The following is a 14,779-nucleotide window of genomic DNA, read 5'->3' as shown; positions in this document are numbered from 1 at the left end:
GGAGCCTTCCCGTTCCGCCCCGTCGATCGTCTCGTCCCGTCGATCTGCGCATGGAGATCCGCCGGTTAGACACCCCCGATGCGGCTCTGCGCCGCTGGCACCACTTTGCCGATCGTGGTGGCGAGCGTGGCTCCGAGGACACTGACGCCTACCAGGGTCAGCCAGATCGAGGCTGCCCCGTTGGACAGCAACCCGGAGAGCGCGGCCGGAGCGACCGCTCCTGCGACAGTCACGGCGAGCTGGTTGAGGGCCAAGTACCGGCCGCGGAGAGCGTCCGGGGCGCTCTCCGCGGCGACAGTCGACGTGATGGGGCCGCCGAGGATTTCACCGACGGTGTAACTGCCTGCACCGAGCAACACGCCGCCGACCGCGAGGGCAGGCGCAGACACGCGGTCGGCGGCGAGGAAGAGGAGGTAGCCGGCCGCAAAGCAGGCGTGTCCGGCGACGAGGACGCGGCTGCGGATCCGCCCGCTGAGCCACCCGACGACGACGCCTTGGCCGAAGCCGACCATCAGGGTGTTGAGCGTGAAGACCGCGCCGGCAGTCCAGCCAGGCAGTCCCAGCACGTCCACGGCGTAGACCGGTATCGCGATGTTGAGGGCGAACAACGAGATCGCGAAACACAGTTGATGTGCGACCAGTGACAGGTACTGCCGGTCCCGGAGCACGCGCCCCCAGCCGCCGGCAGCGTCCTGGCTCGCCTCGGAACGGACATTCGGTACGGCCCGCATCAGAACGAACGCGGCGACATAGGACAAGGCGTTGACGACCACGATCGCGGCGTAGGCGCCGTGAGTACCGATAGTGACGGCGGCGGCGGAGAGGAGCCCGCCGAGTGCGTAGCCGAGGTTGCGTACCGACCCCAGAAGACCGAACCAGCGCTCGCGTCGGCCGGGCGCGGCCAACGCCGTGACGGTCACGCCGTAGCAGCTGAAGAACACTGCCCGCCCGGCACTGTTCAACCAGGCGCAGACGGCGATCTGCCATGTCTGGCCCACGACGAGATACCCGGCGAAGCCGAGCGCCTGGGCCAGGTTTGCCGCCTGCAGCACCGGCTTGGCGCCGTACCGGTCGACCAGTCCTCCGACCAGAGGACCCGCTGGGAGCGCCAGCAGCCCGGCCGTCGTCAGTGCCGTGCCTATCTGCACCAGCGTCAGCGACGTCGTGGCCAGGAAATACAGCATCGAAACGGGGACGAAGACACCGGTGCCGAGCGAGTCGATGACGATCGCTGCAACGAAACGGCCGTGCCGAGCCATCGAGGGACGGACCGTGCAATCGGAAATAGACACGAGCCGGACGGTATAGATTCTATACCGGTATCCACAACGCTACCGGGAGTCGTGCATGGGGAAGGCCTACAACATCATGGCCGCGACCTGTCCCAGTCGCACCGTTCTGCACCGGATCGGGGCGCGCTGGACGGTGTTCATCGTCAACGCGCTGGACAACAGGCCGATGCGATTCACCGAGCTCAAGGCGCACATCCGGGGGATCACACCGAAGTCGCTCACCGAGACGCTTCGCGCGATGGAGTACGACGGCCTGATCTCTCGCACGGAGATTCCCGCAAATCCCCCGCATGTCGAATACGCCCTCACCGACCTCGGCCGGTCACTGCTGACACCCCTACGTGCCGTCCGGGAATGGGCCGAGAGCCACGTCCCCGACATCGAACGCGCCCGCGCACAAGCCGACGCGCAACGGTAACCCCGTTCGCCGAGCCGGCCACGAATCGCGCGGCGCGGGGCAGAGTGGCAGCCGTGGTTCCGATCATGGTCGGTCGCGGTGGACAGCCTGTACGAGGGCACCGATCCGGCGTCGGACGGCCCAGAGACGGCCCAGGGGCGGTGACAGGCGATGGGGCCGACGGTCCGCGACCGTCGGCCCCATCCGCCGCTTCAGCGGAAAACCCGCTCCGACCTGCGCCTACAGCACCGGCAGGTTCTTCCGCAGCTCGAACGCCGTGACCTCCGAGCGGTACTCCTCCCACTCCTGCTTCTTGTTGCGCAGGAAGAAGTCGAACACGTGCTCACCCAGCGTCTCCGCGATGAGGTCGCTGCGCTGCATCAGCGCGAGCGCCTCGCCGAGGTTCTGCGGCAGCGGTTCGATGCCCATCGCGCGGCGCTCGGAGTCCGTCAGGGCCCAGACGTCGTCCTCGGCGCCCGGAGGCAGCTCGTAGCCCTCCTCGATGCCCTTCAGGCCGGCGGCCAGCAGGACCGCGTAGGCCAGGTACGGGTTCGCGCCGGCATCCAGCGAGCGGACCTCGACACGGGCCGAGCCCGTCTTGCCCGGCTTGTACATCGGGACCCGGACCAGCGCCGAGCGGTTGTTGTGGCCCCAGCAGATGTACGACGGCGCCTCGCCGCCGGCGCCCGCGGTGCGCTCGGTGCCGCCCCAGATGCGCTTGTAGGAGTTCACCCACTGGTTGGTGATCGCGGAGGTCTCGCCCGCGTGCCGCAGCAGACCCGCGATGAAGGAGCGGCCGACCTTGGACAGCTGGTACTCCGAGCCGGACTCGTAGAACGCGTTGCGGTCGCCCTCGAAGAGGGAGAGGTGCGTGTGCATGCCGGAGCCGGGGTGCTCGGAGAACGGCTTCGGCATGAACGTGGCCTGCACGCCCTGCTCCAGTGCCACCTGCTTCATGACCAGGCGGAACGTCATGATGTTGTCGGCCGTGGACAGCGCGTCGGCGTAGCGGAGGTCGATCTCCTGCTGGCCGGGGGCGCCCTCGTGGTGGGAGAACTCGACCGAGATGCCCATCGACTCCAGCATGGTGATCGCCTGGCGGCGGAAGTCCATGCCGATGTTCTGCGGGGTGTGGTCGAAGTAGCCGGAGTTGTCGGCCGGGGTCGGGCGGGAGCCGTCCAGGGGCCGGTCCTTCAGCAGGAAGAACTCGATCTCCGGGTGGGTGTAGAAGGTGAAGCCGAGGTCGGAGGCGCGGGCGAGGGCGCGCTTGAGCACGTACCTCGGGTCAGCGAAGGACGGCGAGCCGTCCGGCATGAGGATGTCGCAGAACATACGGGCCGTGCCGGGGGCCTCGGCGCGCCAGGGCAGGATCTGGAAGGTCGACGGGTCCGGCTTGGCGATCATGTCCGACTCGTAGACGCGGGCGAAGCCCTCGATGGCGGAGCCGTCGAAGCCGATGCCTTCATCGAATGCCTGCTCGAGTTCGGCAGGGGCCACGGCCACGGACTTGAGGAAGCCCAGCACGTCCGTGAACCACAGGCGTACGAACCGGATGTCGCGCTCCTCCAAGGTCCGGAGCACGAACTCCTGCTGCTTGTCCATCTTCCGCTTCCCCATCCTTGCTGGTCAGGCCGCCTGTCTCCGGTGTGCGCCGGAGGCGGTCGGGCACCTGAGCATCCCACCACAACAGCATTTCATGCGCGTTGCGGACCTTGATCGGCCGCCCGACCCCGGGCTGAACGCCTCGCATACGGCAGGTGTCCTGCTCTGACGCCCATCTTGCCTGTTCGCCGCCCCATCCGTAATGGCCGACCCCGTCCCTCTCTCGCCACCTTAATTTGCATCTCATATGCAAGTTTCATTACGGTACCGACGGCCGAATGCCCACCCTTCCTCCACAAAGATCCCCCACAGTCCTGCACAAAGGAGTCCCGATGCTCTCCGAACAGTCCGCCGCCACCGTGCGCGCCACTCTCCCCGCCGTCGGCGCCTCACTGGGCGAGATCACCGAGCGCTTCTACGACGGGCTGTTCGCCACCCACCCCGAGCTGCTGCGCGACCTCTTCAACCGCGGCAACCAGGCGGCCGGCACCCAGCGGCAGGCGCTGGCGGGTTCGATCGCCGCCTTCGCCACGTATCTGCTGGAGCGCCCGGACGAGCGACCCGACGTGATGCTGGGCCGTATCGCCCACAAGCACGCCTCGCTGGGTGTCACGCCCGAGCAGTACGAGGTCGTCCACCAGCACCTCTTCGCCGCCATCGCCGAGGTCCTCGGCGACGCGGTCACTGCCGAGGTCGCGGCCGCCTGGGACGAGGTCTACTGGCTGATGGCGAACGCGCTGATCGCGATCGAGAAGCGGCTGTACGCGGCGAGCGGGCAGACCGGCTGGCGTCAGTGGCGGGTCGTGGGGCGCGTCGAGGAGACGGCCGACGTCGCCACCTTCCAGCTCCGCCCGGCCGACGACGGGGCGGTCCCCGGCTTCCTCCCGGGCCAGTACGTCTGCGTCCGCGTGGAGCTCCCCGACGGCGCCCGGCAGATCCGCCAGTACAGCCTGTCCGCCGCGCCCGGCTCCCCGGTGCGCCAGATCAGCGTCAAGCGCGTCCACGGCGACGACACGCCGGACGGCGAGGTCTCCGGCCACCTCCACGCGCGCGTGCACGAGGGCGACACCCTGGAGCTGTCCGCTCCCTACGGCGACCTCGTCCTGGACGCCACCGACGCGCCCCTGCTGCTCGCCTCCGCGGGCATCGGTGTGACCCCGATGATCGCCATGCTGGAGCAGCTCGCCCGCACCGGCCACCGCGCCCCGGTGACCGTGGTGCACGCCGACCGCTCCCCCGCCGCCCACGCACTGCGCGCCGACCATGAGGGCTTCGCGGCCAAGCTGCCGGACGCCGTCGTGCACTTCTGGTACGAGCAGGACGCCCCCGAGGGCGCGCACACGGGCCTCGTGGACCTGGGCGCCGTGCCGGTCGCGTCGGGCACGCGCGCGTACCTGTGCGGTCCGCTGCCCTTCCTGCGCGCGGTGCGCGCCCAGCTGATCGAGAAGGGCGTGGCGCCCGCCGACATCCACTACGAGGTGTTCGGACCGGACCTCTGGCTCGCCCAGGGCTGACGCGCCGCGGGGATCCCCAGCAGGAGCGGCCCCGTCGGCGCCGCCACCACGTCCTCGACCGTCACCGGGTCCAGCGAGGCGAAGAACGCCTCCTGGGCCCGGCGCAGCGCGCCCCGCAGCCGGCAGCCGGTGTGCAGGGGGCAGGGCGTGGCGCCCTCGCAGTCGACGACGTCGCCGCCCCCCTCGAAGCGGCGCACGACCGCGCCTACCGACGCCGTGCGCCCGGCCTCGGTGAGGGTGAGCCCGCCGCCCCGGCCGCGGCGGGCCTGGAGCAGTCCCATGTGCGTCAGTTCGGCCACGACCTTCGCGGCGTGCGTGTACGGCACGTCCATGGCCGCCGCGACCTCCCGGGTCGCGGGAGTGGAGTCACCGGCGACGGCGAGCCGCATCAGGACTCGCAGCGCCAGGTCGGTGGAGCGCAGCAGCCGCATGCCGCCAGCGTAGATAATGCGCATCCGCGCTTCAAATTATCGAGGCGGGAAGCCGTTCTCCAGCCGCCCCTTCGGCCGTTCGGGTGGTCCGGCCTAGGTACGAGGACTCGCGCCCCACTACGATCAGCCGTCCCAAAGGCCCCTTTTCCCCCAAGGACGCACCATGGGCTCCGCCCCCACCCCCGGCCCCGCCGAGCGCGAGGCCCGCACGGAGCAGATGCGCCGTGCGGAACGCGCCCGTGAGCGCCGCAACCGCATCCTGGCCGCCGCGGCGAGTGCGGCCGTCGTGGCCGGCCTCGTCGTCGGCGGCGTGGTCCTCCTCGACGCGCAGTCCGGAAGCAGGGCCTCCGCGGCGAGCGGCCCGAAGGCACCGGCCGGCGGCCCGACGGCACCGGCGAGCGGCCCGACGGCACCGGGGAAGGGCTCCGGGGACACCGGCCACTTCGTCACCGGCAAGGACGGCGTGCGGACCTGGACGGGCAGGCTGACCCGCAACCACGTCACCACGAGCGTGTCCTACCCGATGCATCCGCCCGTGGGCGGCGACCACAACCCGGTGTGGCTGGACTGCAACGGCGACGTCTACACCGAGCCCGTCAGGGACGAGAACGCCGTGCACTCGCTGGAACACGGCGCGGTGTGGGTGACGTACAGCGACAGGGCGTCGAAGGCGGACGTGTCCGCGCTCGCGGCGAGGGTGAAGAGGACGCCGTACACGCTGATGAGCCCGTACCGGAACCAGGCGGGCCCGATCATGCTCACGGCCTGGGGTCACCAGCTCTCCGTGAACAGCGCCGGTGACCCGCGCGTCGACACGTTCCTCGCCACCTACGTCCAGGGCGAGCAGACACCCGAGCCGGGCGCCCCGTGCACCGGCGGGACGATGCGGTGAGCCGGCACATCGGCTGGATCGCCGGGGCCGCGGCGGCAGCGCTCGTCGCGACGGGCGCGATCACGTACGCGGTCGCCGAGGACGGCGGGTCCAGGAGCATCCAGGTACCCGCCGCGGACTCCGCGGACGCCGGTTTCGCGCGGGACATGGCGGTCCACCACCAGCAGGCCGTCGAGATGTCCTACATCGTGCGCGACCGCACCGGCGACGAGGAGGTGCGCCGGCTCGCGTACGACATCGCACAGACCCAGGCCAACCAGCGCGGCATGCTGCTGGGCTGGCTCGACCTGTGGGGGCTGCCGAAGGTGTCCGCCGATCCGCCGATGACGTGGATGGGCATGGGGGGCACGGCCTCCGGCAAGGACGGCGCGCTGATGCCGGGCATGGCGACGAACGCCGGGATGAGGAAGCTGGGCGAACTCAGCGGCAAGCAGGCCGAGGTCCTCTACCTGCGGCTGATGACCGCCCACCACGAGGGCGGCATCCACATGGCCGAGGGCTGTGTCGCCAAGTGCACGGTGCCCGCGGAGAAGAGGCTCGCCCGGGACATGGTCGACGCGCAGCGGTCGGAGATCGAGCTGATGGCCGCGATGCTCAGGGAACGCGGCGCCACACCACGCACCTGACGCCCCCGCGCTGCATACAAGTCGACAAAGCGGCACCATACGGGGGTTGCCGCAAGGGCGTCCGGACAATCGCAACCTATCCGTGACGCACGGGGAATTCCCGAAGCCGCCCAAATCACCCATAGCCGCGGGCACTTGGGATTTCCTTGACCTTTTCATTCCCCTGGCATGAACGGTTCATCGAAAGAGTGGCCCCCACGTGTGATCCATTCACCGCGTCTTCATCGCGCGGTGCTCTACGCGGATCACATCGACCGACCACTACATGCGACGAACCGCATCGCAGGGGGTTCTATGAGATCCAACCGCGCCAAGGCGCGCGCCGGAGTGAGCCTGGCAGCGACACTGCCGTTGCTCGCCGGCGCACTGGCGCTCGGCATACCCGCGGCGCACGCCGCGGACGTCCCCGGCCGGGTCGCGCTCGCGGGCACCAGGCCCGCCTGGGCGACGGCCACCACGGACAAGGGCGCGACCTCGAACCGCGCCCAGGTCAACGCCCGGGTCTATCTCGCCGGCCGGGACGCGCGCAGCCTGGCCGCCTTCGCGAAGGCCGTCTCCGACCCGCACTCGCCGTTGTACGGCAAGTACCTGAGCGCACGGCAGGCGCAGGCGCGCTTCGGCGCGACCAAGGGGCAGGTGGCCGCGGTGACGTCGTGGCTGAAGGCGTCGGGCCTGAAGGTCACCGCCGTCACGCAGCACTACGTCGCCGTCAGCGGTGACGTGGCCGCCGCCGAGAAGGCGTTCGGCACGCAGCTGCACAACTACGCCAAGGGCTCGAAGACCTACCACGCGCCGGTGAATCCGGCCTCCGTGCCCAAGGGTCTCAAGGGTGCCGTGCTGACCGTCACCGGCCTGGACAACGCCCCCCACAAGGCGAACCACGACGACCAGCTGCCGCCGCCGGAGACCGTCTTCCGCAACTCCGGGCCGTTCTCCTCGTACTACGGCTCGAAGATCGCGACGACGCTGCCGGACGCGTACGGCCACACGATCCCGTACGCGGTCAAGGGGTACACGGGCAAGCAGCTGCGGGCCGCGTACGGCGCGGGCACCCGCACGGGCAAGGGGGTGCGGGTCGCCATCACCGACGCGTACGCCTCCCCGACCATCGCCTTCGACGCGGCCACCTACGCGAAGAAGCACGGCGACGCCGCCTGGACCACCAGCCAGCTGCACCAGGTGCTGCCGGACAAGTACACCAAGGTCAAGGAGTGCTCGGCCGCCGGCTGGTACGGCGAGGAGACGCTCGACGTCGAGGCCGTGCACGCGGTCGCCCCCGCCGCGAACGTCACGTACGTCGGCGCGGCCTCCTGCTACGACGACGACCTGCTCGACTCGCTCAGCAAGGTCGTCGACAACCACCTGGCCGACATCGTCTCCAACTCCTGGGGCGACATCGAGGCCAGCCAGACCCCGGACCTCGCGGCCGCCTACGACCAGGTGTTCCAGTTCGGCGCGGCCGAGGGCATCGGCTTCTACTTCTCCTCCGGTGACAACGGCGACGAGGTCGCCAACACCGGCACGAAGCAGGTCGACACCCCGGCCAACTCCGCCTGGGTGACCGCGGTCGGCGGTACCTCGCTGGCGGTCGGCAAGTACAACAAGTACCAGTGGGAGACCGGCTGGGGCACCGAGAAGGCCGTGCTGTCCGCGGACGGCAAGAGCTGGACCAACTTCCCCGGCGCGTTCACCTCGGGCGCGGGCGGCGGCACCAGCAAGACCGTGGCGCAGCCCTACTACCAGAAGGGCGTCGTCCCGGACGCGCTGGCGAAGGCCAACAGCGCCGACGGCAACCGCGTCGTCCCGGACATCGCGGCGATCGCCGACCCCAACACCGGTTTCCTGGTCGGTCAGACGCAGACCATGCCCGACGGCAAGACGCAGGCGTACAGCGAGTACCGCATCGGCGGCACCTCGCTCGCCGCGCCGGTGATCGCGGCCGTCCAGGCCCTCGCCCAGGAGGCCCGCGGCGGCAAGGCGATCGGCTTCGCCAACCCGGAGATCTACGCCCGGTACGGATCGAAGGCGTACCACGACGTCACGGACAACCCGACGGGCACCGGACTCGCCGTGGCGCGCGTCGACTTCGTCAACGGCTACGACGCCACGGGCGGCCTGGCCACCTCGGTGCGCAGCCTCGGCAAGGACAGCTCGCTGTCCGCGATGAAGGGCTACGACGACGTGACCGGTGTGGGTTCGCCCGCCCCCGGCTACGTCGAGTCCTACAGGCGCCACTGAGGCACCGCCGGTAACGGCATCTCCAGGGGGCGCGGGGTGTGTGCCACACCCCGCGCCCCTTCGCCATGCGTGGGACGGCACACACCCCGCGCCCCCCATCGTGTCGCTCTGACGATTACACTGGGCCCGTGCCTCCGTTGAACTTCTGGTCGATCTATCAGCACGGCTTCGCACGCGTCGCCGCGTGCACGGGTCACACCGTCATCGCGGACCCGCAGGCCAACGCCGAAGCGGTCCTGCGCCACGCGCGCCGGTGCGCCGGGGAGGGGGTCGCCGTCGCCGTCTTCCCGGAGATGGTGCTGTGCGGCTACTCGATCGAGGACCTGCTGCTGCAGGACGCGCTGCTCGACCAGGTCGAGGAGGCGCTGGAGGAGGTGGTGGCCGGATCGGCCGGGCTGCTGCCGGTCCTGGTCGTCGGCGCGCCGCTGCGCCACCGCAACCGGGTCTACAACTGCGCGGTGATCGTGCACCGCGGCCGTGTCCTCGGTGTCGTGCCCAAGTCGTACCCGCCGAACTACCGGGAGTTCTACGAGCGCCGTCAGATCGGTGACGGCGCCGACGAGCGCGGCGGGTCGATCCGTGTCGGCGGCGAGAACGTGCCCTTCGGCGTGGACCTGCTGTTCACGGCCGAGGACGTGCCCGGTCTCGTGCTGCACGCGGAGATCTGCGAGGACATGTGGGTGCCGGTGCCGCCCAGCGCGGAGGCGGCCCTCGCCGGTGCGACCGTCCTGGTCAACCTCTCGGGCAGCCCGATCACGGTCGGGCGGGCCGAGGACCGCAGGCTGCTGTGCCGCTCGGCGTCCTCCCGCTGCCTCGCCGCGTACGTCTACGCTGCGGCCGGCCTCGGCGAGTCCACCACGGACCTGTCCTGGGACGGCCAGACCATGATCTACGAGAACGGCGTCCTGCTGGCCGAGAGCAAGCGCTTCCCGCTCGGTGACGAGATCGCGCTCGCCGACGTCGACCTCGACCTGCTGCGGCAGGAGCGGCAGCGGATGGGCACGTTCGACGACAACCGCCGCACGCACCAGGCGCGCACCCGCGACTTCCGTACGGTCGGGTTCGAGCTCGACCCGCCGCTCACCGACCTGGGGCTGCGCCGTCGCCTGGAGCGCTTCCCGTTCGTGCCGGCCGACCCCGACCGCCTCGCCCTGGACTGCTACGAGGCCTACAACATCCAGGTCGCGGGTCTGCAGCAGCGGCTGGCGGCGATCGGCGGCCCGAAGGTGGTCATCGGGGTGTCCGGCGGCCTGGACTCCACGCACGCGCTGATCGTCGCCGCCCGCGCCATGGACCGCGCGGGCCGTCCGCGCAGCGACATCCTGGCCTTCACCCTGCCCGGCTTCGCCACCAGCGACCACACCAAGGACAACGCCCACAAGCTGATGAACTCGCTCGGCGTCACCGCGGCCGAGCTGGACATCACACCCACCGCGCGGCTGATGCTGAAGGAGATGGGCCACCCGTTCGCCTCGGGCGAGCCGGTGTACGACGTCACCTTCGAGAACGTGCAGGCGGGTCTGCGCACGGACTACCTCTTCCGGCTGGCCAACCAGCGCGGCGGCATCGTGCTGGGCACCGGCGACCTGTCGGAGCTGGCGCTCGGCTGGTCCACGTACGGCGTGGGCGACCAGATGAGCCACTACAACGTCAACGGCGGGGTGCCGAAGACCCTGATCCAGCACCTCATCCGCTGGGTCATCAGCAGCGGCCAGTTCGACGACGAGACCGGCGAGACGCTCGCGGCGATCCTCGACACCGAGATCAGCCCGGAGCTGGTACCGGGCGAGGAGATGCAGTCCACCGAGTCCAAGATCGGCCCGTACGCGCTGCACGACTTCACGCTCTTCCACGTGCTGCGCTACGGCTTCCGCCCCTCCAAGATCGCCTTCCTGGCCTGGCACGCCTGGCACGACCCCGAGGCCGGCGCCTGGCCGCCGAACTTCCCCGAGGCCAAGCGGGTGGCGTACGACCTGCCGGAGATCCGGCACTGGCTGGAGGTCTTCTGCCGTCGCTTCTTCGCCTTCGCGCAGTTCAAGCGCTCGGCCATGCCCAACGGGCCGAAGGTCTCGGCGGGCGGCTCGCTCTCCCCGCGCGGCGACTGGCGCGCACCGTCCGACAGCAACGCGCGGGCCTGGCTGCGGGACCTCGCCCGCTTCGACGCCCCGGAGACCTGACGGTGACGGCCCCTGGGCCCCGGTTCACCTCTTGAGCGAGGCGACGAAGGGGGCCCAGGCGGCGGCGGTGAGGACGAGGACGGGGCCGTCGGGCGCCTTGGAGTCACGGACGGGGACGAGGCCGGGGATGTTGTCGGCTACCTCGACGCAGTCCCCGCCGTCACCGTACGCCGTGTCATGCACTCCCGCCACAACTCACCGTGCCGTCTCCGCTGTTCGCGTCGCGGACGCGAATCCCCTTCCACGCCAGCGAGCCGGGCGACACTCTGTGAGGGATTCGTCACGGACCGCACAGAAGGCTGTCATCTCCCCATGCCCGACCCCTCCCCCACGGCCCAGGACGCCACCCTCTGCGTCGAGAACCTCCGCAGCGCCCTCGCCCTGCACGGCATCACGCTGCCCTCCCTGGGCGTCGACCTGCCGAGCTTCGCGGGCACGTACGCACCGCCCGCGTACCTCGTCGCGCTCGGTAACTGCAACACGGCCACGGCCCACGCGCTCGCCACCGCCCTCCGGAAGACGGCGGCCGAGCGATGACCTTCGAACTCGACCTGCTCGCCACCCCCATGGCGGTACCCGAACTGCGCCACCACCTTCGCGCACTCGACTTCGACGTCCGCCTGTGTGTCACGGAGTCACTGACCAACGTCGTCGACCACCTGGGCGAGGGCACTGCGGTGACCGTCCGCGTCAGCGGCACGCCCCACGGCCACACCCGCGTGGAGGTCACCGATCCGGACCCACGCGCACTGCCGATCCTGCTGTCCGCCGCCGAAACAGCCGAGTACGGGCGCGGTCTGACCCTGATCGACCGGCTCTCCCGGCGTTGGGGTGTTGATCAGGGAGCGGATCGCAAGACGGTCTGGTGCGAGCTGGCCGAACCGGAGCAGCGGCCCGTCACCGGGAACGGGAGAGCTGTTCGCGCACCCATGCCGGATCGGGGTTGACGTGCGGCCGGCCGGCCACGACGACGGTCGGCACGGTCTCGTTGCCGTCGTTGGCCGCCCTCACCGCCGCGGCTCCGGCCGGGTCACGCCAGATGTCGACCCAGTGCGCCCGGCGGGCGCCACGACCCAGCCGGATACGCAGGCGCAGACAGTACGTGCAGCCCGGCCGCCAGAAGACGACCGGCAGGCCGTCGGCCGCGCTGAGGCGCTGCGCCTCCGCCGCACCGATCGACCTCGGGAAGACGAGAGGCGAGTTCAGACCCGCGAGCGACACGAACAGCAGAAGGAGCACCACGGCCATGCCGGGGCTCCCTTTCATGACCAGCCCGGCCGCGACGACGGAGCCGCAGACCACGAACAGTATCGGGAAGAGCCAGACACGCGTCACGAGACGAAGATTATCGCAACATCGAGATCGACAACCGGCCATCTGTGATCGTCTGTCGGAGAGTTGGGACCGACGCCAGGACAGGCCCGCGGGCCAAGGGACAGAGCCCCGCACCAGCCCCGGGAGACACCCTCGCCGGGGGCAAAAACGCGCAGCCACCCAAGGCTTGGAGAGGTCGGGGCCGGCGGGCGGCGAGAACCACCCGCCCCGCCGGCCACCGCCTCATCGGTGCAGCGCCTCCGCCTCCTGCGGGGCGTGGGAGGCGACCACGCGCTCCCGTCCCCCGGCGGGGACCCGGCGACGGTCGACCCCGTGGGCCACGCCGGCCGCTGCCGGGCCGAGCGCCGCGAGCGCCGCCCCGGCGAGCGCGGTCCTTACGGGGTGGTGACGTTCACCCGTGCCGCCACCGGCAGATGGTCGCTGGCGGTCCGCGGCAGCGTCCACGAGCTCACCGGCTCGATGCCCCTGACCATGATCTGGTCGATCCGCGCCATCGGGAACGACGCCGGCCAGCTGAACCCGAAGCCGCTGCCGGCCGCGCCCTGTGTGGAGCGCATCTGGGAGGTGACGGCGTTGAGCGCGCGGTCGTTCATGGTGCCGTTCAGGTCACCGAGCAGGATCACCCTGCTCAGCTTCTCGTCGGCGATGGCCTCCCCGAGCGCGTCGGCGCTGGTGTCCCGCTGCCGCGCGGTGAACCCGGCCGCCAGCTTCACCCGCACCGAGGGCATGTGGGCGACGTAGACGGCGACCTCCCCCTCCGGCGTGTTCACGGTGGCCCGCATCGCCCGCGTCCAGCCCAGTTCGAGGTCCACGGGCCCGACCCCGCTCAGCGGGTACTTGCTCCACAGCCCGACGGTGCCCTGCACCGAGTGGTACCGGTACGTCGACGCCAGCGCCCGCTCGTACACCGGCACCGCGGACGCCTTCAGCTCCTCCAGAGCCAGCACGTCCGCACCGGACGCGGCCACGTTCCGGGCGGTGCCGGACGGGTCGGGGTTGTCGGCGTTCACGTTGTGCGTGGCGACGGTCAGGTCACCGCCGCTTCGGCTGTTGTCGCCGAGCAGCCCGCCGAAGAGGTTCAGCCAGACCGTCACGGGCACCAGCACCGCGATCAGCGCCGTCGCCGACTTCCGCAGCAGCGCCAGGATCAGCAGCAGCGGCACGCCCACGATCCCGAACCAGGGCAGGAACGTCTCCGTCAGGGAGCCCAGGTTTCCGACCCCGTTGGGGATCTGCGCGTGCAGCAGCATCACCAGCGCGAGGACCAGTGCGAGGACGGCCAGGACGATGCCGCGGCGCCAGATGCCGCGGTCACCGCGCAGACCGTCGTACAGGCGCCGGAGCCGGGATCCTCTGCGGCCCGGCCCCGTGCCGTCGCCACCCGTCTCCGTCATGTACGCCTGCGCCATACCGTCGCCTCACACCTTGCCGTGCACACCGTCGTCCCCCCGCGGTAACGACCCTAGGGGATGATCGGCTCCGCTCCTTGCCGCCCCATGGCGGCCGTACGCGCAGGAGGACGAAGCAGGCGGCGTCCGGAGTTCCGAACCAGGGTGCCCAAGGGGCCCTCTGTGACGAAACGCGCACATTCACCGGGAAACCGGCGCACGGGCGTTACGATCTGACGGGCTGTAGCCCTTCCAGGACCGTGTCGACGATCAGCTCGCTCAGCCCCTCCTCGAGCGGCGCCTCGGGACGCAGCAGGTACCGTACGAGCATCGGGCCGGTCAGCATGTCGTTCATCAGGTCGACGTCCACGTCGGCGCGCAGCTCGCCGCTCTGCTGCCCGCGACGCAGGACGTCGAGGCTGAGCCGGCGCCGGGGTGCTATGACGGTCGCTTGGTAGGCGGCCCAGATCTTGGGGCTGGACTTCATCTGCGCCTGCACGTTGTGCAGGATCGCCGAGGAGCGGCTGGCGAGGGCGCGCCGGCGCAGCCACTCCAGCAGCACGACCAGGTCGTCGCGCATCGAGGTGCCCGGCAGCTCGGGCTGCTCGGGGTCGGCGGCGCGCAGGACGTCGACGAAGAGGTCCTCCTTGTTGCTCCAGCGCCGGTAGAGGGTGGCCTTGCCGACGCCGGCGGTGCGGGCGATGCGCTCCATGGACAGGTCCGCGAGGGGCACGCCGTCCTCCATGAGCTTCATCACGCCCTCGATGATGGCCCGTTCGACGGCCTCGCTGCGCGGGCGTCCGCGCACCGGCCACTCCTGCTGCTGGGCCCGGGGTCCGCTGTCGGCGAGGCTCACGTTCGACTCCGTCCTGGCGCTGTGATGTTGT

General features: G+C 70.6%; 15 protein-coding genes. 8 read left to right on the top strand and 7 right to left on the bottom strand.

Annotated features, from left to right (window positions below; translation table 11 throughout):
* Nucleotides 1-65: 65 nt before the first annotated feature.
* Nucleotides 66-1,259 carry an MFS transporter gene (locus tag AC5WS8_RS13670; RefSeq protein ID WP_496103626.1) on the bottom strand — a complete coding sequence of 398 codons (1,194 nt, stop codon included), beginning with the start codon at nt 1,257-1,259 and terminating at the stop codon, nt 66-68.
* Between the two features lie 88 nt (nt 1,260-1,347).
* Between AC5WS8_RS13670 and AC5WS8_RS13665 the strand changes: the two genes are divergently transcribed.
* Nucleotides 1,348-1,710: a winged helix-turn-helix transcriptional regulator gene (locus AC5WS8_RS13665; protein ID WP_496103625.1), complete on the top strand. Its 363-nt coding sequence runs from the start codon at nt 1,348-1,350 to the stop codon at nt 1,708-1,710.
* A 219-nt stretch (nt 1,711-1,929) separates the two neighbouring features.
* On the opposite strand, the gene glnA is transcribed toward AC5WS8_RS13665, so the two are convergent.
* Complete coding sequence (glnA, locus tag AC5WS8_RS13660) at nt 1,930-3,291, bottom strand: type I glutamate--ammonia ligase (protein WP_496103624.1); 1,362 nt, start codon at nt 3,289-3,291, stop codon at nt 1,930-1,932.
* Nucleotides 3,292-3,623: 332 nt separating this feature from the next.
* Here glnA and AC5WS8_RS13655 point away from each other — a divergent pair, with 332 nt between their 5' ends.
* Nucleotides 3,624-4,805, top strand: coding sequence for a globin domain-containing protein (locus tag AC5WS8_RS13655; protein ID WP_496103623.1), 1,182 nt, complete (start codon nt 3,624-3,626; stop codon nt 4,803-4,805).
* Here AC5WS8_RS13655 and AC5WS8_RS13650 read toward each other — a convergent pair.
* Nucleotides 4,763-5,236 (bottom strand): RrF2 family transcriptional regulator, encoded by a 474-nt coding sequence (locus AC5WS8_RS13650; RefSeq protein WP_496103622.1) that lies wholly within the window; start codon nt 5,234-5,236, stop codon nt 4,763-4,765. The genes AC5WS8_RS13655 and AC5WS8_RS13650 overlap by 43 nt on opposite strands.
* Before the next feature lie 163 nt (nt 5,237-5,399).
* Between AC5WS8_RS13650 and AC5WS8_RS13645 the strand changes: the two genes are divergently transcribed.
* The 4 genes from AC5WS8_RS13645 to AC5WS8_RS13630 all read left to right on the top strand — a co-directional run bounded on the left by AC5WS8_RS13645 (nt 5,400) and on the right by AC5WS8_RS13630 (nt 11,169).
* Nucleotides 5,400-6,128, top strand: a complete 729-nt coding sequence (locus AC5WS8_RS13645) for a thioredoxin-like domain-containing protein (RefSeq protein WP_496103621.1) — start codon at nt 5,400-5,402, stop codon at nt 6,126-6,128.
* A complete protein-coding gene (locus tag AC5WS8_RS13640) occupies nt 6,125-6,754 on the top strand; it encodes a DUF305 domain-containing protein (protein ID WP_496103620.1) in 630 nt (209 codons plus the stop codon). The genes AC5WS8_RS13645 and AC5WS8_RS13640 overlap by 4 nt, the downstream gene beginning before the upstream one ends.
* Nucleotides 6,755-7,048: 294 nt before the next feature.
* Nucleotides 7,049-8,992, top strand: a complete 1,944-nt coding sequence (locus AC5WS8_RS13635; RefSeq protein ID WP_496103619.1) for a S53 family peptidase — start codon at nt 7,049-7,051, stop codon at nt 8,990-8,992.
* Nucleotides 8,993-9,129: 137 nt separating this feature from the next.
* Nucleotides 9,130-11,169 carry an NAD(+) synthase gene (locus AC5WS8_RS13630; RefSeq protein ID WP_496103912.1) on the top strand — a complete coding sequence of 680 codons (2,040 nt, stop codon included), beginning with the start codon at nt 9,130-9,132 and terminating at the stop codon, nt 11,167-11,169.
* Between the two features lie 24 nt (nt 11,170-11,193).
* Here the strand turns inward: AC5WS8_RS13630 and AC5WS8_RS13625 are convergent, their stop codons facing one another.
* Nucleotides 11,194-11,361 (bottom strand): DUF397 domain-containing protein, encoded by a 168-nt coding sequence (locus AC5WS8_RS13625; RefSeq protein WP_496103618.1) that lies wholly within the window; start codon nt 11,359-11,361, stop codon nt 11,194-11,196.
* Nucleotides 11,362-11,481: 120 nt separating this feature from the next.
* Between AC5WS8_RS13625 and AC5WS8_RS13620 the strand changes: the two genes are divergently transcribed.
* Both AC5WS8_RS13620 and AC5WS8_RS13615 read left to right on the top strand, forming a co-directional pair.
* Nucleotides 11,482-11,706 carry a hypothetical protein gene (locus AC5WS8_RS13620; RefSeq protein ID WP_496103617.1) on the top strand — a complete coding sequence of 75 codons (225 nt, stop codon included), beginning with the start codon at nt 11,482-11,484 and terminating at the stop codon, nt 11,704-11,706.
* A complete protein-coding gene (locus tag AC5WS8_RS13615; RefSeq protein ID WP_496103616.1) occupies nt 11,703-12,116 on the top strand; it encodes an ATP-binding protein in 414 nt (137 codons plus the stop codon). Before AC5WS8_RS13620 ends, AC5WS8_RS13615 begins: the two co-directional genes overlap by 4 nt.
* On the opposite strand, the gene AC5WS8_RS13610 is transcribed toward AC5WS8_RS13615, so the two are convergent.
* From AC5WS8_RS13610 to AC5WS8_RS13600, 3 genes are all read right to left on the bottom strand, one after another.
* Entirely contained in the window at nt 12,067-12,504 is a 438-nt protein-coding gene (locus tag AC5WS8_RS13610) for a glutaredoxin domain-containing protein (RefSeq protein WP_496103615.1), read from the bottom strand. The genes AC5WS8_RS13615 and AC5WS8_RS13610 overlap by 50 nt on opposite strands.
* Nucleotides 12,505-12,878: 374 nt before the next feature.
* A complete protein-coding gene (locus AC5WS8_RS13605; protein WP_496103614.1) occupies nt 12,879-13,913 on the bottom strand; it encodes an endonuclease/exonuclease/phosphatase family protein in 1,035 nt (344 codons plus the stop codon).
* A gap of 205 nt (nt 13,914-14,118) precedes the next feature.
* Complete coding sequence (locus AC5WS8_RS13600) at nt 14,119-14,748, bottom strand: TetR/AcrR family transcriptional regulator (protein ID WP_496103613.1); 630 nt, start codon at nt 14,746-14,748, stop codon at nt 14,119-14,121.
* Nucleotides 14,749-14,779: the final 31 nt, after the last annotated feature.

It is taken from the genome of Streptomyces sp. PTL18 (genome assembly GCF_059510295.1).
Note: the sequence above shows the minus strand (reverse complement) of the source record. Positions and strands in the feature narration are given on the sequence as shown.